Consider the following 21057-nt stretch of genomic DNA (forward strand, 5'->3'; position numbering starts at 1 on the left):
GTCAACGGCAAGCTTGAACAGTACAAAAAGAAATAAGCCATCTGACAAGTAAGTCATTTTTAATACTTCATAGGAATGTTTAGGTTCGCTAATGGATTGAAGAATAAGCGCAACAAAGGCTTTCGCCATTTAAGCTTGGCGATAAGCCCAGGTTTTCTTCAAAGAAGTGTCATACAAGTAAAGGAGGCCTCTGATTATGATCCGGATGACGGGCATTAATAAATCTTTCAGTTCCAATCACGTACTGAAAGATGTGCAATTTGAATTAAAAGAGGGCGAAATTCATGCGTTAATGGGCGAGAATGGTGCGGGGAAATCCACCTTGATGAAAATTCTTTCAGGCGTTTACAGCCGGGACAGCGGACAGGTTGAAGTGAAAGGAAAGGCAGTCACGTATACTCATCCGAAACATGCAGAGAAGGATGGCATTGCAGTGATTCATCAGGAGTTGAATATTCTCCCGGAACTGTCGGTGGCAGAAAATCTGTTTCTCGGAAATGAAATCACAGCCGGTAAATTTGGCTGGATGAAGACAAAAGAAATGAACCGCCTGGCTCAAGAGCAGTTAAATGCGTTAGGGCTTACTGTCGAGCCGACGACATTGGCTAAGAATCTCTCCGTTGGAAAGCAGCAGCTTGTGGAGATTGCCAAATCATTAATGTCTAACGCAGAGGTCATCATCATGGATGAGCCCACAGCGGCGCTTACAGGACGAGAAATTGAGACATTGTTTCAGACCATTAAGAAACTGAAGGAGAAAGGTGTTGCATTCATTTATATTTCGCACCGGATGGAAGAAATATTTGCCATTTGTGACCGGATCACAGTTTTGCGTGATGGTCAATATACGGGCACCAGGAAGACGAAAGACACTACGTTTGATGAGATTGTCAGTTTGATGGTGGGACGTGATCTTGGTGAACGTTTTCCAAGAGTGGAGCACAAGATAGGTGAGACGATCCTTGAAGTGAAGGAACTTTCTCGGGAAAGGGAATTTAATAAGGTTTCGTTTAAATTGAACCGCGGTGAAATCCTCGGAATATCCGGGTTGATGGGAGCAGGGCGATCAGAGCTTGTGGAAACCTTGTTTGGCTACCGAAAGCAATCATCAGGAGAAATTCACATCAACGGTCAGCTTGTCAGTATGAATTCGCCTCAGTCAGCGATGGCACACGGGATAGGCTTTGTGTCGGAAGACCGGAAATCCAAAGGATTGGTTGTCGGGTTCTCCATTAAAAATAATCTGAATATGACAAACCTGGCTGATTTATCAAAACGAGGCTGGATGATCAGTGAACAAGAGGATGCATTATTTGATGAGATGAAGGACAAGCTTGCAATCAGTGCGACGAGTAAAGATCAAGCTGTTAAATCGCTAAGCGGTGGAAACCAGCAAAAGGTGGTTATTGCCAAATGGTTGGCAACCAAGCCGGATATCCTCATTCTCGATGAACCAACCAGAGGGGTGGATATTGGCGCCAAAAAAGAAATTTATCAAATCATTAGTGATTTGTCCGCTTCCGGTGTGGCGATTATTATGGTCTCGTCCGAACTGCCTGAAATCATTGGTATGAGCGATCGTGTACTGGTGATGTGCGAAGGAAAGCAGACGGGTATGCTCGATCATGATGAATTGACTGAAGAAAAAATCATGCATTACGCAACAGGAGGAGATAAACATGTTCAGAAATAAAAGTCTGGGTGGGCTTCTCGTCGCTTTGGGGCCGCTGATCGGCCTGTTACTGATTGTCGTTATCATCACATTACTTAATCCTGGTTTTCTCTCGCCGAACAATCTGCTGAATGTGCTGCGTCAGGTTTCCATCAACGCATTAATCGCGTTTGGCATGACCTTTGTTATTTTGACGGGAGGGATCGATCTTTCCGTCGGTTCAACTCTCGCTTTATCGGGTGCCGTTACTGCGACTTTAATGGCTTCAGGTGTTGATCCGGTGATCGCTGTGTTAATCGGATTGATTGTTGGAGCTCTTCTCGGAGCTTTTAATGGTGTTGTTATTGCAAAAGGGAAGGTTGCACCCTTTATTGCAACACTGGCTACGATGACTATTTTTCGGGGACTCACGCTCATGTTTACTGATGGGCGGCCTGTTTCAGGTTTAGGTGACTCGGTTTTCTTTGACATGATGGGCAAGGGTTATCTGTTTGGCATTCCGGTACCGGCACTAACGATGTTAGGGTCATTCCTGGTTCTGTACGTGATCTTGAAAAAGACCACTTTCGGACGACGCGTCTATGCAGTGGGAGGAAATGAAGAAGCTGCAGTGCTTTCCGGAATCAATGCGGATCGGGTGAAGATTTACGTTTATTCGCTGACAGGCTTTCTATCAGCACTGGCTGGAGCGATTTTAACATCTCGTCTTTCATCGGCCCAGCCGACTGCAGGACAGATGTATGAACTGGATGCGATAGCAGCAGTTGTTTTGGGTGGAACAAGCCTCACTGGAGGCCGTGGATGGATCGTCGGCACATTAATTGGTGCCTTGATCATAGGTGTGCTGAATAATGGCTTGAATCTTATTGGAGTCAGTTCATTCTTTCAGCAAGTTGTCAAAGGCAGTGTGATTCTACTTGCAGTATTGTTGGATCGCAAAAAAAATGCGTAAAGGGGATGGAAACATGAAGAAGACAATGTTGGTAGTTGTGATGATGGTATTCGGTTTCATTGTAATGGCGTGTTCGACGGAGAGTCCTGCGAGCAACGACGGTAACAATGATGCGGATGGAGGAAATGAAGGAAGTGGGGAGATTACTGTAGGGTTTTCGATTTCCACATTGAACAATCCGTTCTTTGTTACTCTTCAAGAAGGTGCGGAAGCACAAGCAGATGAGCTGGGGATTGAATTGATTATGGTGGATGCTCAAGATGATGATGCGAAGCAAATCAATGACGTGGAAGATTTAATTACCCAGGGTGTAGATGTCGTTCTGATTAACCCGACTGACTCCACTTCGGTAGCAGCAGCAGTTGAAGCAGCAAACAGTGCTGGCATTCCTGTGGTTACCGTCGATCGTGGTGCCGATGGCGGTGAAGTGGCCGCGCACATTGCTTCAGACAACGTTGCAGGCGGCGAAATGGCAGGGGAACTGTTGGTAGAACTGGTCGGTGAAGGAGCTGAAGTTGCTGAACTTGAAGGGATTTCAGGGTCTTCTGCAGCTCGTGAACGAGGCGAAGGATTCAACAACATCGCTTCGGATGCCTTAACGATTGTTTCTGCACAGACTGCAAATTTCAACCGAGCTGAAGGGTTGACGGTTATGGAAAATATTTTGCAGGGTAATCCTGATCTGGCAGGCGTGTTTGCGCATAATGATGAGATGGCGCTTGGTGCACTAGAGGCAGCAGAAGCAGCGGGGCGGGATGATTTGATCATTATCGGATTCGATGCAACAGATGATGCTGTTGAAGCTGTGGAAAGCGGTCGATTGCAAGGAACAGTAGCTCAACAACCGACAGTGATTGGAGAATTTGCGATTGATACAGCGTTGGCCATTGCCAACGAAGAGAGTGTGGATGACTTTATCCCGGTTGACTTGGAACTGGTGCGTTAATTGAAGTACTGGATTGTGATCTGAATGTAAGAGAGGCACGAAGCTGAAATCAGTTTCGTGTCTTTTTGCGCTTGACATCGTCATGATTTCCAGTGTTCGGGGGTCCGTTTTTCGAAGTGAAACCTCAAAATCGGGTATAACTTACCGGTACGTACCAGAAAGTCATTTCTTGTCGAAAAAAAATCATTCTATTCTGAAAAAAAAGCATTCATACTTTAAACGGTCTTGGTGTATAATGTGGCTGACTGAATTTTGAGAACGAACCGCTTGGTGGGAGGTTGGTTATGCTTTGGTTTCGCAAAGAGCAAAAGGAAAAGAAAAAAGAGAAAGTGTATGCCCAAATCCGGGCAGCACAGGAGTACCGCAGGGAATCGGAGTTCGAACTGGCTGAGAGAAGTTTGAATAAAGCGCTGAAGATCGGTGAGGAACAGTCGGTGGTTTACCGCGCCTTCGGCTGGTTGTTTTTGCGATCGGGCCATCCGAAACGGGCGGAAAAGAGTTTGAGATACAGCCTGAAACTTGACGGGATTTCACCGGAGGCCGATGAGAATATCGGGCCGGTCTTGATCGAGTTGACGTTGAAAAACGGGCGACCTGAAGAAGCGTGGGACATGGGTATGGCCTATTTGAAAAATAATATGAATGTGAAAGTACTGTATTTACTGACGGGACTGGCCTTGAAATCCGGAGAGGCGAATGAAGAGCTCAACGAGTATTGGCGGGCATTTCTGGTGGTGAGTGAAGAACGAGCCTATTTGAAAAAAGTGTTCTGGATTTATTGCCGGACCTTTCAGCTGAATGAATTGTATTCAGACGGGCTGGGTGTAAAAGAACAGCTGATGAAAATCAGCGACCATGAACAAATCGAAATGCTGCATCACCGCAAGGCGCTGATTCGCAAGGTATGGATTGACGGAGAACCGATGTTTGAAAAACCGCTGAAAAAAGGATCTGAGGCACTGCTTCGGGGAGGGCTGTTTTACCGGTACATGGCAAGCGGTCTGTCCGATGTGGTCCCTGAAGAGAAGCGGGAAATCATCACGAAGGTGTATCATGTCTTTTATTCTGAATTTATCGAGCATAAGCCGGTCGTGAAAAATCAGGTATTTCACCGCGAGGCGGTAGCCATTCTCCGGCGCATCAACGAGCTCGAAATCCGTCCGGAGTATGAACGCCGGCTCGGGTCGATGGTTCATCACGGCTATGTGAAGTCAAAGAGAGATCAGCTGCCAACAAGCGTGGAGATTTTGAAAAATCATACGTTCGTCAGACATGATGCCGAGCTCAGCGGCGGGTTGACGAAGATGCAAGAGCAGATGGAGCGGCTCCTGAAAGATTTTGACGAAGCCGAACTGGTTCTTTCGCATGGGGATTTTCATGTGGCCAATATTTTGCGCGACACGGTCAATGACCGTCTGGTCGTAGTGGATTGGGATGTGAGTGGCCTGTTGCCACTGGGCTTTGATCTCGGCAGTTATCTCGGTCATCTGAGGAGCCCGGTGGCTATCGAACAGCTGGCGAAACTGTATTTGGAGGAATCCGCTTTTCGGGCGAAGTATGATTGGGAAGAATGGCGCTACATGGTGGCGCTCATGATGGCGGTCCGCCATATCCCGTCGGTGACGGATAAGAAAACCGGCGAAGCGTTGGAGAGCAGTATCCGTGATCATTACCGGCAACTGTATAACATCGTGAGTTTCCTGACGGACGCCATGCGTTGACCCCTGGATCCCGGGCCCCTGGGAAAGGGGTCTTTTCGTACTTCAGGAAGGTTTCTTTATTTTACTGGATGATGCTGCATTCCCCCTTCAGTCCACTCAACAGGTACTTACAGTAGGAAGGGGGTTGAGAGATATGACAGTCAGGACAAAATACATGACGCGAAATGATTGTTACAAGGCCGGGCGGAAGATTGTACCGAAGGGGATTATGATCCACTCGACAGCCACGCCCGGCGTGAAAGCGGCAGCGTGGTTTTCCCGCTGGAACAAATCGTACCGGGCGGGTGAGATGAGCCGGCAGGTGTGTGTGCATGCGTTTGTGGATGACAAAGAATCGTGGCAGTATCTGCCCTGGAATCACCGGGGGTGGCACGCAGGCGGTGCGGCGAACAATACGCATATCGGCATCGAACTGTGTGAGCCGGGCGGGTTCAGGTACCGGAACGGCTTTCAGCTGGTGGGCTATGATGCATCGGCGCAGGAACGGTATTTTCGGGCCGTCTGGCGTCGGGCCGTGGACTTGTGTGTGCTGCTCTGTGAGGACTACGGGTTTACCGCAAGTGCCATTCTCGATCATACCGAAGGGCACAGGCAGGGGGTTGCCAGTAATTCTGCGGATGTGGGGCACTGGTTTTCCCGGCACGGGGAGTCGGTCGTGACCTTCCGGCGTGCGGTCAGCCTGGCTTTGGCGGAAAAAGGAGCTGCTCCGGTGCCGCAAAAACCCCAGTCCAAAAAGTTGTTCAAAGTGCAGGCAGGTGCCTTTTCGACTGAGCCACTTGCAAAGCGTCAGGTGAACCGTCTGAAACAAGCCGGTTTCGAGGCGTTTGTTATTAAGGATGCTTGATCGGCAGAGGCAGGACCCGGCAGCCAGTTGCATGAGGCTGATCCGGGTCCTGGTTCATGTATTCGCTGATGGGTCGTACTGCAAGAGCTTGTCCTGTTTGAACATCCGCTCGAACCAGATCCCGAGAAAATAGAAGAACACGAGGCCGGATGCGACGTGAATCACAGTGAAGGTAAGGCCGAGCGAGGCGACTTCATAGATCAGGATCGGCAGCTTGGCAACGGTCCAGACGCCGAGGAAAAAGACGACGTTTCGAACGAGAACCCCTTTTTTCAAGAGCATCGCGGCGACCGGGAAAGCAACGTATAACGGGCCTGCAGAAATAGAACCGAGTAAAAAAGCGATGCCTGTGCCGGTCATGCCGGAGCCAGGCCCCATGTATTTCATGAGGGTCTCTTTTTTGATCCAGATGTCCAAAAGTCCGACAAAAATCAGGATCGGCGGCAACAGGGAGATCATGTCCAACAGGCTGTTGCCGGTAATCGACAGTGCATCAAGCCCTGCCGTCCGGTTGACGGTAAACAGGATCGCCCAGGCAGCGAGGATAATGAGAAACCATTGATAGCGTTTGACGAATGTCATGTCAGAGATACACCACCCAGATCAGTGCCGTGAACAAGAGCGTATATAAGAGCGCGTAGAGGTTTCGTTTGATGGCAAATTCGGTGCCGAAGACTTTTCGCTCCATGGGCAGTGACGCGATACCGACACTCATCATCGTCGCGACGAACGCTGCGACCTGCGGGTACCCGGCACCGCTCTCAAGCAGGGTGCTGCCGAGCGGGAAGACGACGAAGCTTGGAATCATCGCGATGGAGCCGATGATGGTTGCGAGAGTCACTCCGATGATCCCGGATTCGGCACCGATCATGCCGGAGATGACCTCAGGCGTCATAATCGCGAGGGACAAGCCGACGAACAGCATGATGGCAAGGATTTCCGGGAGCAGGTTTTTGAAAATCATCCCGGCTTTTTTGACGGCAGATGCGGTTTTGCCCCGGTCTTTACTAAAGGAGACCAACAGTAAAAGGATGGCAAGAGAGTAGAGAACGATGCCACTGATCATTCCGGGTCCTCCTTTTGTTGCTCGTATTTGTCCAAAAAGTAGCGCAGGTTCATCGCACGAAGGCGGATATCCTCGTGAAAAGCCTGCAGGGTGCTGCGGCCGGTTTCGGTGAGTCGGTACCATTTCACAGGGCGGTCATCCCCGGCCTGCACCCATTCGGACGTGACGTCCCCGGCTTCCTCGAGTTGCTTCAGGGTCCGGTATAAGCTCGGGCTGTCGATGGGGTTCCAGGGCAATTCGTCGTCCAGGCGGCTGAGGAGCTGGCCGCCGTATGCGGGGCCGTCGTTTAACAAAAGCAGGATGAAGGCTGATGTGTGTCGGCCTTGTTGAAATCGGGTCATGGGGAAACACTCCTTTTTGATTGCTGATGTTGACATATTACTGTATGTAACAGTGACATGTCAATAACAGTGCTTGTCCCCAGAAGAGAGGTAATTTGGTATTTTCGCCACATAGCGGATGAGGAGCGGGATGTGGCACGAAAACAGGTCATATTGGACAAACAGCGGATGAAGGGCGGTGTGTGGCGTAAAATCGGTGATTCATGGACAAACGGCAGATGAAAAGAAGGATGAGGCACATCATTGGATCGTTGCGGGCACTGATCAATCAGATGAGCAGGATTCCGAGAAAAGGTATTGAATCATCAAGTCCAATAGGGGTATACTTGTAAGTGAAAGCGTTTGCGCAAACTTCACTGTTGGTAGTCGTCATGAATCAACTTGCATGGTGAAGGATTTGATTCGATAAAGGTGCTTTTCAGGGTATTGATGCAAACGTTTGCACGAATTGAAGTGAACTGGATCAGTGATGGAGGGATGCGTAATGACGGGAAAAAAGATGTTCTGGATGATCCGCAGCATGATTGCGGTCATGGTTTTAGGTGTCCTTGGGGTGTTTGCCCCGGGGACTTTACCGGCGCTTGCAGAGGAGGATGTACCAGGTGATCACCTGCGGGTGCATTTTCAAGCGGAAGAGGATACATATGGCTCTCTTGGTCTTTGGATTTGGGATGATGTGGCGGATCCGTCGAATGACTGGCCGGAGGATGCACTTGCCTTTGAAGATGCGAAGACGGGTGAGTACGGGGCATACCTTGATGTGCCGCTTTTGGAAGATGCCCAACAGGTCGGCTTTTTGATTGTTGACCGGGAATCAGGGGATCAGACAGGGGATATGGGTTTTGATCAATTCGATGAGTACGATGAAGTGTTTTTACGGGAAGGAGATGAGACGGTGTATACGAGTCCGGATTTCACGCTGGAAATTGGTCTGGAACGGGCAGAACTGTTGGATGAAGAGATGATGGAGCTCGGGTTTACGGCTACTTCCGGTATGACGCAGCAGGAAATATTGGAAGAACTCCATGTCACGAACGCTGATGGCGACGACGTGGAACTCAGGGCATCGTCGATTATGGAAGATGAACGGACGGTCCGGGTACTGGGGGATTTCGATTTGGAGCAGGGGCCGTTTGTTGCGACCTATGAAGAGCATGAATTGGAGGTTCGCCTCGGCTGGCGGCTGAAAGACGAGCAGTATGCCTATGACGGGGATCTAGGTGCAGCGCTTCATGACGACGGATCGGCAGAACTGAAGCTCTGGTCACCGAGCGCGGAAGCGGTGTCGGTCATTCTCTATCACCGGGATGATCAGTACGAAGTAGTCGCAGACGACCTTTCGATGGAGCAAGGAGAGAATGGCGTCTGGTCGGTGACCTTGGACGAGGAAAATACCGATGTGGCCGACTTGGAAGGATACTATTACCACTATGAGATCACCCATGATGGCCGGTCGACTCTGGCGCTGGATCCGTATGCACCATCGATGGCGACGTGGGATTCGAGTGATGAGGACAATAACTACATCGGCAAAGCGGCGATTGTGGATCCGGCGACGATTGGTCCGGAACTTGATTACGCAGAGATCGATGGGTTTGAGAAACGGGAAGACGCGATTATCTATGAGCTGCACGTCCGGGATTTTACGTCAGACCCGGCGATTGAGGAGGAACTGGACAGTACGTTCGGGACCTTTGCGGCATTCACCGAAAGACTGGATTACCTCGAGGAGCTTGGTGTGACTCACGTGCAACTCTTGCCGGTGATGAGCTACTTTTTTTCGAATGAATATGAACGGACTGAGCGAATGATGGACTATTCGTCCACGCAGAACAACTACAACTGGGGCTATGACCCGCACAGCTACTTCTCCTTGACGGGGATGTATTCACAAAATCCGGATGACCCGGCGAAGCGGATAGAGGAGTTTAAACTGCTGGTGGATGCGATTCATGAGCGGGGCATGGGTGTGATTTTGGACGTTGTCTATAACCACACGGCCCGGGTGCATATTTTCGAAGACCTCGAACCGAATTATTATCACTTCATGGATGCAGACGGCACGCCGCGGGTGAGCTTCGGCGGAGGGCGCCTTGGGACGACCCACGAGATGGCGAGACGCATTCTCGTCGATTCCATCATGCACTGGGTGGAAGAATACAAAGTGGACGGCTTCCGTTTTGATATGATGGGTGATCATGATGCGGAGTCGATTCAAATTGCCTATGACAAGGCGAAAGAAGCGAATCCGAATCTGGTAATGATCGGTGAAGGCTGGCGGACGTTCGTTGGTGATGAAGGTCACGGCGACGTGCAGCCGGCAGACCAGGACTGGATGCGCGACACAGAGAGTGTGGGTTCATTTTCCGATGATTTCCGGAATGAATTGAAGTCGGGTTTTGGCAGTGAAGGGGAACCGCGCTTTATCACCGGCGGTGCCCGGGACATTCAGCGGATTTACGGCAATCTCACCGCAGACCCGGATAACTTCATGGCGTCGAATCCGGGGGATGTGGTGCCGTATATTGCGGCGCACGATAACCTGACGCTTCATGACGTCATTGCCCAGTCGATTCAAAAAGACCCGAAAGACCACGCTGAAGAGATTCATGAGCGGATCCGTCTCGGGAATCTGATGGTGTTGACTGCGCAGGGAACGGCCTTTTTGCATGGCGGTCAGGAATATGGCCGCACGAAACAGTTCCGTCATGAGGACTTTGTGGATGAGGTGGCTGAAGACGATGCGCCTTACAAGTCCACGTTCATGACGGACCAAGACGGCAACCCGTTTGACTATCCCTATTTCATCCATGATTCATATGATGCCACAGATGCGGTGAATCTGTTTGATTGGAGCAAAGTGACGGATGAGGAAAACCACCCGGAGAATGTCACGACGAAGAATTTCACGCAGGGGATGATTCATCTTCGCCGATCGACGGACGCGTTTACGCATGGCACCCTGGACGAGGTGTCGGAGCATGTCAGCCTTCTCGAGGTGCCTGAAGTGGCAGATGAAGATCTGGCGATTGCGTACCGGGCGGAAAACGGCGCTGGCACCGAGGTGTATTACGTCTTCCTCAATGCCGATGACGAAGCCCGTACGTTTACGGCAGGCAGGGATCTGAGCGGTGCTGAGGTCTTGGTGGACAAAAATCAAGCCGGGGTTGAAGCGATTGCTGAGCCAAACGGCGTGAGCGCCACGTCAGAAGCTGTCACCCTGGAGCCGTTGACGGCAACGGTGCTGAAAACAGATGGTACGGAGCAAGTGTCTGCGGCAGGCACTGAGGGTGAAGTCAGTGATGGCGATGCAGCCGGCAGTGGAATACCGTGGTGGCTGATTGGGCTTGTCACCGCCGGAATTGCAGTAATTGGCTATGTTATGGAAAAGAAGTACCGGAAATAAAGGAATGGATCATGGAAGCGGCGCACCTATCGGGGGCGCTGCTTTTTCACCGACATCGATGCGTCGCATGGAAGAAACCTCGTGTTAATCCGCGGTGTTTAACTCTCTTACGGCAGGGGAACCGAAATGAAATAAAGTCCTTTAACCCCATTGCGTATTCACGTATACTGAAGGTAATGGATTGATAACGGATTGTTTCACAGTGGTTTGAAAAGGTGGTGAGCAGCAGTGTCCAAGCATTATTTACGTCAGGAACTTGAAGAGGTTGTCAAACGGGATGCGTCGATTCTTGATTTCATTGAATCGGGGTCGCTTGACGGTATCTGGTACTGGGATTTGGATCAACCCGATCAGGAGTGGATCAGTCCGCAGTTCTGGCGTACGTTTGGCTATGATCCTGCGGAGAAAGAGCACCTGGTCAGCGAATGGCAGGATATGATTTTTCAGGAAGACCTGAAGAAAATCGAGGCGAATTTGAAGACGCATTTTGAAGATCCGGCTGTGCCGTTCAATCAAACGGTACGCTATCGTCATCAGGACGGTTCCACTGTGTGGGTGAAATGCCGGGGGATGGCGATCCGGGATGATGAAGGCAAGCCGGTCCGGATGCTCGGGGCCCATGTGGATATTACCGATCTGGTTCTTGCAAAGGAATCGCTTGAGGAGCTGTCGCACGAGTATGAAAAAGTGTTCAATGGCACCCAGGATGCCCTGTTTTTAATTGAGGTGCTTGGTGAAGGACAGTTTCGATTCATCCGAAACAACCGCTCGCATCAGAAACTGACGGGAATTGCGCTTGATCAGCTGGCTGGATTCACTCCGCAGGAGATGCTGGGTGAGGAACTGGGTGATGAAGTAAGCCAAAATTATCAACGGGCAGTTGAGGCGAACGAGCCGATTACGTATGAGGAAACACTGACGTTAATGGGGAAAACGATCATCTGGGAAACGACGCTCACCCCTTATCTGGAGAATCATCCGCCGTATATTGTCGGATCAGCGGTCGACATTACGGAGCGGAAAAAGCTTGAACTGAAGCTCGAGCAGATGGCGAATTACGACGAGCTGACAAAACTCGCCAACCGGCATCGGATGATGCAGGAGCTCGAGAAAGCAGTTCAATACCAGAAAACGAAAGAAGAAGCAGAAACGTTCGCCTTATTCTTTCTGGATCTGGATGGTTTCAAGCAGGTGAATGACAGGTATGGCCATGAAATGGGGGATCGGTTGCTGATGGAAGTGGCAGATCGCTTGCGCAGACTGATTCAGGAGCCGAACCTGGTGGCCCGCATCGGTGGCGATGAGTTTACCGGCATCTTGTGGAACGCCGCAGGTCCGGATGAATTGACGGACGTCATCGACCGGATTTACGATGCAGTCAAAGAACCGATCGAGATCGAGGGCAGGACCCTGCAAATTGATGCATCCATCGGTGTGGTCCTGTACCCGGAAGATGCCGACGATCCGGATACGTTGTTAAACCAGGCGGATAAGGAAATGTACCGGATGAAACGAAATAAACAAGTTCAACAGTAAACCCCTGATGACCGGCTTAGAAAACCGGGATCAGGGGTTTTTATCGTACGTCGTCCGTTTTAAGGCTGCGAACGGATGAAATGTATGTGCAATGAAGGCTGATCATAGAGACGTCTGGATCAGCAAAACGCGCTACTGATGCTGTTTCAGATTGTTGACTTCCTGAATCAGGGTCGGGATTTTCGCGTGGTCATCAGGAGACGCATCGATGTGTTTATAAGCTACGTTTTTGTTGTCATCAAACAGCCAGGCGCCGCCCTGGATATAGACGTCCTGCGTTTTCATGGACTTCATGACGAAGTCTTTCTGTTTTTTCTGATCAGGGATAAAGCCTTTGACCTTACCGGAAACAAATGCGGCACCGGCCATGGTCAGGAGCTTGGCTTTGCCCATCGTTTTCAGGTTCATCCCTTTGTATGCGGACCTTGCCGGATCCCCGTAAATCGGAAACGGAAACGGTCCGAACAGGTCATTGAACTGATTGACCATCTGCCCTTTGGATGGTGCGATAACAAGCAGTGACCCGTCGTCAGGCGTCAGTTCTTCATGATGCTGACGCAACTGCGTCAGAAATGCCCGGCAGACGGGTCAACCGAGGTGACGGACGAAAACGACCAGCGTCGGTCCCTCGATCAGGTCGTTCAATTGATGGGTGTTGCCGTCTGTTGCTTCAAGGGTGTAATCGAGCTTCATAGTAGTTCCTCCTTTGACTGATGGTGATAGTAGGTCATTCCCTTTGAGGCGGTCTTTGCAAACGGGGAATATGCAGCTGGGGGATGGTTAGTGGTTTCAATCGACAGGTCCAGACTGTAAAATAGGAGTCAGGATAACACGGAAAGCAGGGGATTTCGATGATGGAAGAGCTGTTGGATGGATTAATGCGGCACAAAAAGCAATCGGTGACACCTGTGGAATTAGAAGGGATGATCTCTTCGGCAGCTTTCGATGGCGAAGAGTTTGCCAAAGCGGTGGTCCGGCTTGAAGATGAAGGCTATTTGACACCGGTGAAGAACCAGGGCCGTCAGTTGAGGGCGCCTTATCCGGCGAACAAATACCGTTTGAACCGCGGGAAAATCAACCGGCGTTTTCATCAGGAGCTGCACCGGGCCCGGCTTGAAATGTCTTCCACGCTGATCTCACTGGATGCCTACTTCAAGCTTGATCCGGCGGTTTTTGTGGAAGAGTGGCCAATGATTCAAAAAGTGGATGACTACCTCACAACCCGTGGGTTGCCGGATGACGAGGTCACTGCCGAGGAGCGGAGTGTCACACTTGTCAATGATGAGAAATGGATCACAGAACGCGGTGGGAAAAAGCTGTTGGAGCGGATTGGTGTGTGGGACAAGCTGAAGATCATTCCGGTATCAGACCCGCTGATGTTCGCCGTGAACCCGAATCGCCTGTCACCAGTGGACGGGCAGCTTCATCTGATTGTGGAAAATAAAACGACCTTTCAGGCATTGATTCAGGTCATCGCAGCATCTGCTTTTACGACAATCATCTTCGGAGGTGGCTGGCGCGCTGTGGCGTCTTTGGAACAGCTGGAGCGGCAAGTGCCTCTCTCAGGAGAGAAAACAGTCCTTTATTTCGGGGATCTGGATCACGAAGGACTTGCGATTTGGCATCAGCTTTACCTTTCATATGACGCCTGTCCGGCTCTGCCATTTTACGAAGCATGTCTCAAGAAAGCACCGAACAAGGGCAAGGAGAATCAGAAACAAAGGCCCAAAGCGCTGGACGCGTTCAAAACGTTTCTGGCCGAAAGCGATCAGTCAACGCTTCAGGAAATGCTGAACGAAGGACGATATGTGCCCCAAGAGGCACTGACGACGAAGGAACTACAACGGATTGGACTGATGACGCCATGGCAGGACATGACCTTGACATAACGGCAATCACGGAAGGGTACGACGAACGGATGCGGCGGATGGCCTTGTTTCACCCTTTGGAGGAACTCGGTGCCAGACGAATGAAAGATCATGACGGGAACCGGGTGGACTTGAAAGGATTCGGGCTGTTGACGCTGTTATTCTTTTTTGAAAAGCGGCTCCTTCGCTCGGTGAAAACCGGAGCCGGGGATTTGGCGGATTTCCTGAAAGAAGCAACGAGTGATGTGTACAGGATGACCCCGGAGGCGTATTTAAGCTGTGCCCGGGACGTGATCAGTCAATTCCGGCCGGCGACGGGGCTGAAAAAAGAGTGGAGCTACTTCAGCTGGGCTACGAAAACCGAGGAGACGTTGACGTTCTCCTACTTGAAGGATCACAGTTTTGATCCCGCAACGAACACCCAGTACTACACGCTCGATCAGGACGGGCTGGAGCTCGTTTTTGCCACGCGGGAGTTTTACCGCGAGTTTCAATTGTCCATTGATCAATTGATCCTCAGAAAACTGCTGGAAAAGGGGGAGTTCACAGGCGCCCTCAGGCAAATCAATGAAATGCGTATTGAGGTGGAGTCCCTCCATGAGCGGAATGTTCAGATGAGTCACGAATTAAAGCGCAACATCGTCTCGGAAGATACCTTTGAGCGCTATGAAACCTATCTGATTGACGCTGAACAAAGGCTCCAGGCGGAACAAGAGGAGTTCAATGAACTGGAAACCTTTGTTCAGGAGACGAAGACCCGGCATTACTATCAGGACTTTGAGGAGCGTGAACGCCGCTCGTATGAACTGATTCTTCAGGTGGAGCGTGAACTGGCTGTGGTCCACCGCGAGCACAGTAAACTGTTGACCGACAGCATCCGGCTGAAGAATACGGCATTGAAAGAAGCACAGGAATCGCTTTACGCTATCGGGCTGGATCTGTTTAATTTCAGAAAAGAAATCGTTGACCGGACGGTGAGTGAACCTTTGCCGCCTGAAGCGATGAAGGCGTTCTTGGCACCGTTTTTAAAAGGGGGCGATCCCGGTCAGTGGTCGCTGCTCACGACACTGGAGGCCCAGTCTTTTTATGAAGAAGAGGAAACGCCGGACCGAACGTTTATGGCGTTTGGTGAAGACACGTTATCTGAAGAAGTGAAGGCCTTTCTCAGAGCGCGGTACCGCACGTATTTTCAGCAGGTGTTAGCCAGGCTCACGCCGGGCGTTGCGCTGCCTCTGCAGTCCATCATTGACGAAATGCAAGAGGAGGAACCGGAGCTTCTCGATGAACGACTCTTCTACCAGTTCTGGATGATCCTGCATCAGCGCACGCCGATTACCGGAACGACAACGGATACCCGTGACATGGCTGACACATTGGACCGGACATTTGTGAAAACGATACAAGAGATGCTCAGGTACGGGACACTGAACGTGACGGAAATCCCCGGAGACGTCATCCAGGTGACGGAGCGTTTCGCGATTTCGAATATGGAACTGACACTGAAGGAGGACCTCTAAATGCAGGTGAAGCAGGATGCGGTGGAAAAGGCGTTCAGAATGTATGTCACCCTCGCCCGCTCAGGGTATTCGGGGAAAGATGACTTGAACCTCTATTTGGCAAATGACGAGATCCGGGAGCTGGTGGACGATTTTGCCGGACAGGTGGAGTGCGTCACGCTCGTTGCTGGGGAACAGCTCTACATGATCCCGCGGACGAAGCTCTCACCGTTTCACGTGGACAATAACCATTTGAAGAAGACCTATTTACACAGCCGGGCAACGAATGATGATTTGTATCTGCTCTATTTCGCCACGCTTGTCTTGATCGGTGAATTCTACGACGGGCATCAGTCCCGGGAAATGACCCGGGATTTTGTACCGAAGAGCGAGTGGGTGGAGCGGATCAATGAACGGATTGAGAGTCTCTCGGGCCACGGCGAAGAGCAGCTGAAGAGCTGGGAGGAAGACTACCGCTACCACTGGCGGGGCATCATCGAAAAGTGGCAAGGGATGGATGACGTCCGGGAAACAGCAAAAAAACAGGCGGGGAACACCATCAGCCGGCTCAGTTTCCTCGACACCGTCAGGCGTTTTCTGTTGGATCAGGAAATTGCCCGTGACATCGGGAACGGGGAAATCACCTTGACGGAGAAGGCGAAGATTATCGTGCAGCGTTTCTTTATGGATGCGGATATGAACCAGGAGCTCCTGGAGTTTATCTACAGTTATGAGGCCGGTGACGAAAAAAATGAGGAGGAGAGTCGCGATGCCATCGATCAGTAAAATCCGGTTCACCAACGTGATCTATGAAGATGGAATGAAGCGCTATAACGATGATATCTTCCTGTTCGACGGGCAAAACGGTGCGGTGCTCCTGGAGAACGGGGGTGGAAAGACGGTCTTCATCCAAACGGCGCTGCAGGCGGTACTCCCTCATACGGATCTTGGGGACCGGAAACTCAAGCAGACCTTGAAGCTCGACGAAGGTCCTGCGCATATCGCCATCGAATGGATCATTCAGGACAAGCCCCGGCACTATGCAGTGACGGCCGTCTCTTTGTTTAGTAAGAACAATCAGCTGGATTCGGTTAAATTTGCTTTTGACTATTCGGAACAGCAGGATCACCGCCTTGAAACACTGCCTTTTACACAGGAAACAGCCGATGGGACCCGGGTGAGTTCAAGGCAGGAGCTGTTGGACCATTACGCGTACCTCAACAGGCAGTTCCCGAACCGGGCGAAGACCTTTCAGACGATCCGTGAGTATCAGGCGCATATTGAAGAGACGTATCAGCTGATCACGAATGAATGGAAGAGTCTCCTGACGGTAAACAGCGGGGAGGGCAATGTTGAAAAGTTTTTCGATCATTGCCATACGTCCCAGGCGCTGTTTGACCGACTGTTAATCCCGACGGTGGAGAGTGTTTTGGAAGACCATGGCTTTGTGGAGACCTTTGAAGAATCCCGGGACAACTTCAAGCAGTATAAGCGGCTGAAGGAAGTCATCCATGAGAATCAGGGGATTTTGGAGGAACTGAATACGTATATGAATCACCATCATGAGCTCAATGAGCAAGAGCAGGCATTCACCGGTGAAAAGACCCGCCTGAAGGGGCTCTCTGAGGCAGCGGATGGTGATGAAAAGCAGCATCAGGAGGCGCTGACGGCACTTGACCGTGAATGGTCTGATTTTGAAGCAGAAGAGAAACGCCACCTCCTGCAGTCTGATTCCCTCCAGATTTCAAGGCAGGAAGAAGCGTTTCAAGAGGCAGACAGGTTGTTGACAGAGCTCACTGAAGAGGCGGTCCTCCTTGAAGAGAAATGGAAGGAGGCTAAGCGGCGCGATGCGTCGTTACGACTTGCAGGAAAAAAACAGGAGCTCTCTGAAGCAAAAGCAAGCCGGTCCTCTGCGGCGGAACAGTTGGCCGCACAGGAAACGGACGAGGAGTTAACGGATCTGGAGGAGCGCCTCACTGCAGTCAAGGCGGAGTTGAAAGGCTATTTTGAGGCACTGGAGAAGGCCATTCACGACGACATGGCGATGCAAACCCGCCGTCTCGAAGAGCTTTCACAAGAGCGCCGGCAAAAAGAAGACGAGAAAGAGAAACATTCGGTGAAGCGGGAGGAAAGTGCTCGTGAAGCGGCTGAAATCAGCGGGGAAATCCGTTCGATAACGTCGCAGATGCAGAAGTTAAAGGGGGAACTCCTCTCGAATGAGCAGACGGAGTCGGTGGAAGGCCTGATGAAAAGCTGGATGACAAAGCAGGCGGACCTCGATGAGGAGAAGATCCGGCTCTCGGAAACAGGGCGGAGACTTGAACAAGAACAGGCTGATATGACAACGGAGATGAACCGGTTGAAAGAGGCCCTGGCAGATCGGCGCGTCTCTTTGCGCCAGCGGGAAACGGAACAAGAGCAGATGGATCAAGAGCATGAACGGGTCCGTCATGAACTGACAGCTGCAAAGCATGCCTGGCGGGGGCTGACGTCGATTTATGATCAGGATGCGAAACTCGATAATCAGCTGACGGCTGAAATCAGCTGCAGCTCACGCCTGCGTGATGACAAGCGGCGTTCAGAGCGGATTCAGCGGCGTTTGTTTGATGATTATGGCGGTCAGGATCTGTTTTTTGCGGATCCGGAGATGGCGGGCCTTTTCAAGCAGTGGCAAAATCAATGGCCGGTACTGGAAACCGGGTTCTCCTATCTGGAGATGATCGGAGAGTCGCTGTCTGAGCATGTCACTCGTTATCCATACTGGGCAGCAACCTTGATTACGACGGCGGATGAAAAAGGGCGCCTCGAGGCAAAGCTTCATGACGTGTCGGACAAGCTCTTGTACCCGGTCTTTGTGCTCAGTACAGATGAAGTGAAGACGGTTTTGCAAGGCGCGGCAAATGATTCAATGGCTGAGGAGACCGTTGTCATACCTGCGCATTGGACTGATAATCTTGATCCGGGGCAGTTCAATGCCTGGAAAGAACGGATTGAGGAGACGGCTCAAAAAGCAGAAGAGGCCGTCAAGGAGCAAGAAGAGCTTCTTCGCTATTGGGAAGATCTCCAAGGCACGTTGCAGGCTTTTCTCATGCGATATCCGTTTGAAAGCTGGCAGAATCTGAATGAACAGATCACTAGCCATCAGCAAGAAGAAAGGCAGCTTGTGAAGGCGATTCGCCAGCAAGAGCAAAAACAAGACGACCTCAAACTGCAGATCAGACGCCATCACGAGCGGCAAAACCAGGTGGCTGAAGCCTATGCGGATGTATCTTCTCGACTCGTCAAAGGGCAGGAATACCGTCAACTGAAGCGGCGTATGACCGAGCGTGACGTGGAGAAAAAGCGGTTTGATGACGAAGTGGCATCTGCGGAAATGGCCATTCAACGACTGTTGCGGCAGATTCAAGGCATCATGATTGATGAGGACGAGGCTAAAGGGGCAATCAGTAACCTGAAGTCCCGTCTGACTGTAGAAGTGTGGCATGATCCGGCCTTTAAAGTGGCAGAACCAGTGGCTTCCTTACCTGCGTCGAGAAGTAAGGCGATGCTTGACGAGACTCTTCGGGAATTGCAACTTGAGGAACTCAGGATGACAAGGAGTCATGATGCGATTCGCCTGCAGCTGAGTCATGCAGAAAAAGATGTGGCGCGCCTGGAGAAAGACATCCGTGAGATCCGTTCAGAAGATGATCTGCTGGATGAGGAAATGGATTTCCCCTTTGATGGGGGCGAGCAGATCACTCTCTGGCAGAAGTGGAAGAAGCAATGCCATTCGGAGTTGGACGCACTGGGTCAGCGGGTTCGAAAGCAGGAGAAGCAGGCGGACCGCTTGAAATGGAAACTTGAAGAGCTGATGACGGCTTTTCAGACGGCATTTCCGGAGCGGACAGTTTACCGGTTTGAAGGCGATCTGGATGACGCAGCGAAACAGCTTGCGGCAGAAGCGAAGTCACTCAAGGACAGGCGAGAGGCGTTGGCCGATGCATTTACACGGCTGAAGCGTGAGGGAGACGAGCTGGAAAAGGTTCAGACCCAACTGGAGACGTTTGATGCGATTTACGGGTTTTCGGATCCGGCTCTTCAGGCAGAACCACTGACCGAAGAGGAGCACAGAGCGTTCACCTATCAACGGCTGAAGCAGGTGGAAACACAGTACAAGCGCCTGCAGCATCAGGGAGAAGAGGTGAAACTGGCATGGAAACGGGTGAATCATGCCAAAGCAAAATTCCTCGGGTTTATCCGGGAAAATGTTCAGGATCAGCGCCTGCGTCATCGTGCGGAAGAGGGGGTTCTGAAAAAAGAAACCTACAGCGACATGCTGGCGTTTGAAACCTATATGGAGAAGAGTCTCCGACAGGCGATTAAGATCGCCGAAGCGAATATCCAGTCCCAGGGAAAGCAAGTGGAAACTTTTATTGCACATGTGCATCAGCATCTCCGGAAATTGGCCGCAGAACTTCAGAGTATTCCGGAGAAAACCCGGGTGAAAACCGGAGAACAGTGGAAGACGATTTTCACATTCGGTATTCCCGACTGGGCGGAAGAAGAAGGACTGGAGCGGATCCGGGAACATTTTGACTGGATCATGAATGAGTTGGAAAAAGAAGCGTATAAGGATTCGGATGGTCAGGACAACACGGCGAAGATGCGGCAAAGTCTTGAAACCTGGCTCCATGCCAAGCAGCTTTTAAGGCGGGTGATTAACGAGAAATCACTGAAGGTGTCGTGCCGGAAAGTCAAAAACAACAATGACATCACGAGCCGCAGCTACAGCTGGGAAGAATCCAACCGCTGGTCCGGCGGGGAGAAATGGAGTAAGAATATGACGCTGTTTCTTGGGATCCAAAATTATGTGGCGGAGAAAAAGCAGCCGATCACAATAGATGGCGGTGGTCGCAGGAGCCGGACGGTGATCCTCGACAATCCGTTTGGACAGGCGTCCAGTGATCATGTACTCAGTCCGGTGTTTTTCGTGGCGGAAAAACTGGGTTTTCAGATCCTGACCTTAACAGCCCACACGGAAGGCAAATTTCTTGGGGACTATTTCCCTGTCATCTACAGCTGCCGCCTGAGAAGTGCTGCAGGGACGGATAAGCAGATGGTGGATAAGGAAAAAAAGATCCAGTATGCCTATTTCAAGGACCATGACCCGTTAAGTCTTGAGCGGCTGGGCGAAACCCAGCAAGGCACATTGTGGTAGGGTGCTGAT

General features: G+C 51.0%; 15 protein-coding genes. 11 read left to right on the plus strand and 4 right to left on the minus strand.

Going from position 1 to position 21057, the window contains the following annotated elements:
• Positions 1–196 precede the first annotated feature (196 nt).
• From BBEV_RS01925 to BBEV_RS01945, 5 genes are all read left to right on the plus strand, one after another.
• Positions 197–1693, plus strand: coding sequence for a sugar ABC transporter ATP-binding protein (locus BBEV_RS01925; RefSeq protein ID WP_069363924.1), 1497 nt, complete (start codon positions 197–199; stop codon positions 1691–1693).
• On the plus strand, positions 1638–2624 hold the full coding sequence (locus tag BBEV_RS01930) for an ABC transporter permease subunit (protein WP_407690256.1): 987 nt from the start codon (positions 1638–1640) through the stop codon (positions 2622–2624). Before BBEV_RS01925 ends, BBEV_RS01930 begins: the two co-directional genes overlap by 56 nt.
• Positions 2625–2637: 13 nt before the next feature.
• On the plus strand, positions 2638–3570 hold the full coding sequence (gene rbsB, locus BBEV_RS01935) for a ribose ABC transporter substrate-binding protein RbsB (protein WP_069363926.1): 933 nt from the start codon (positions 2638–2640) through the stop codon (positions 3568–3570).
• 284 nt (positions 3571–3854) lie between these two features.
• Positions 3855–5291, plus strand: a complete 1437-nt coding sequence (locus BBEV_RS01940) for a phosphotransferase (protein WP_069363927.1) — start codon at positions 3855–3857, stop codon at positions 5289–5291.
• A gap of 133 nt (positions 5292–5424) precedes the next feature.
• The gene (locus tag BBEV_RS01945) at positions 5425–6135 is read left to right on the plus strand and encodes an N-acetylmuramoyl-L-alanine amidase (protein ID WP_069363928.1); all 711 of its coding nucleotides are present in this window, start codon (positions 5425–5427) and stop codon (positions 6133–6135) included.
• Between the two features lie 54 nt (positions 6136–6189).
• Here BBEV_RS01945 and BBEV_RS01950 read toward each other — a convergent pair whose 3' ends face one another.
• Genes BBEV_RS01950 through BBEV_RS01960 form a run of 3 tightly spaced genes read right to left on the minus strand, consistent with a single transcriptional unit; the run spans position 6190 to position 7542 of the window.
• A complete protein-coding gene (locus tag BBEV_RS01950; protein WP_069363929.1) occupies positions 6190–6717 on the minus strand; it encodes a permease in 528 nt (175 codons plus the stop codon).
• Between the two features lies 1 nt (position 6718).
• Positions 6719–7201 (minus strand): hypothetical protein, encoded by a 483-nt coding sequence (locus BBEV_RS01955; RefSeq protein WP_069363930.1) that lies wholly within the window; start codon positions 7199–7201, stop codon positions 6719–6721.
• Positions 7198–7542, minus strand: a complete 345-nt coding sequence (locus BBEV_RS01960) for a PadR family transcriptional regulator (RefSeq protein ID WP_069363931.1) — start codon at positions 7540–7542, stop codon at positions 7198–7200. Before BBEV_RS01960 ends, BBEV_RS01955 begins: the two co-directional genes overlap by 4 nt.
• Positions 7543–8026: 484 nt before the next feature.
• Between BBEV_RS01960 and BBEV_RS01965 the strand changes: the two genes are divergently transcribed.
• Positions 8027–10948: a pullulanase gene (locus tag BBEV_RS01965; RefSeq protein ID WP_069363932.1), complete on the plus strand. Its 2922-nt coding sequence runs from the start codon at positions 8027–8029 to the stop codon at positions 10946–10948.
• 228 nt (positions 10949–11176) lie between these two features.
• Positions 11177–12484, plus strand: coding sequence for a sensor domain-containing diguanylate cyclase (locus BBEV_RS01970; protein ID WP_069363933.1), 1308 nt, complete (start codon positions 11177–11179; stop codon positions 12482–12484).
• Between the two features lie 132 nt (positions 12485–12616).
• Here the strand turns inward: BBEV_RS01970 and BBEV_RS01975 are convergent, their stop codons facing one another.
• Complete coding sequence (locus BBEV_RS01975; RefSeq protein WP_069363934.1) at positions 12617–13045, minus strand: AhpC/TSA family protein; 429 nt, start codon at positions 13043–13045, stop codon at positions 12617–12619.
• A 293-nt stretch (positions 13046–13338) separates the two neighbouring features.
• Between BBEV_RS01975 and BBEV_RS01980 the strand changes: the two genes are divergently transcribed.
• Genes BBEV_RS01980 through BBEV_RS17050 form a run of 4 tightly spaced genes read left to right on the plus strand, consistent with a single transcriptional unit; the run spans position 13339 to position 21048 of the window.
• Positions 13339–14373, plus strand: a complete 1035-nt coding sequence (locus BBEV_RS01980) for a Wadjet anti-phage system protein JetD domain-containing protein (RefSeq protein WP_069363935.1) — start codon at positions 13339–13341, stop codon at positions 14371–14373.
• Positions 14349–15869, plus strand: coding sequence for a hypothetical protein (locus BBEV_RS01985; RefSeq protein ID WP_069363936.1), 1521 nt, complete (start codon positions 14349–14351; stop codon positions 15867–15869). The genes BBEV_RS01980 and BBEV_RS01985 overlap by 25 nt, the downstream gene beginning before the upstream one ends.
• On the plus strand, positions 15870–16634 hold the full coding sequence (locus tag BBEV_RS01990) for a DUF6063 family protein (RefSeq protein WP_069363937.1): 765 nt from the start codon (positions 15870–15872) through the stop codon (positions 16632–16634).
• Positions 16618–21048, plus strand: a complete 4431-nt coding sequence (locus BBEV_RS17050) for a coiled-coil domain-containing protein (RefSeq protein WP_084007174.1) — start codon at positions 16618–16620, stop codon at positions 21046–21048. Before BBEV_RS01990 ends, BBEV_RS17050 begins: the two co-directional genes overlap by 17 nt.
• Positions 21049–21057 lie beyond the last annotated feature (9 nt).

This window comes from Salisediminibacterium beveridgei (assembly GCF_001721685.1).
Taxonomy (GTDB): Bacteria; Bacillota; Bacilli; order Bacillales; family Salisediminibacteriaceae; genus Salisediminibacterium; species Salisediminibacterium beveridgei.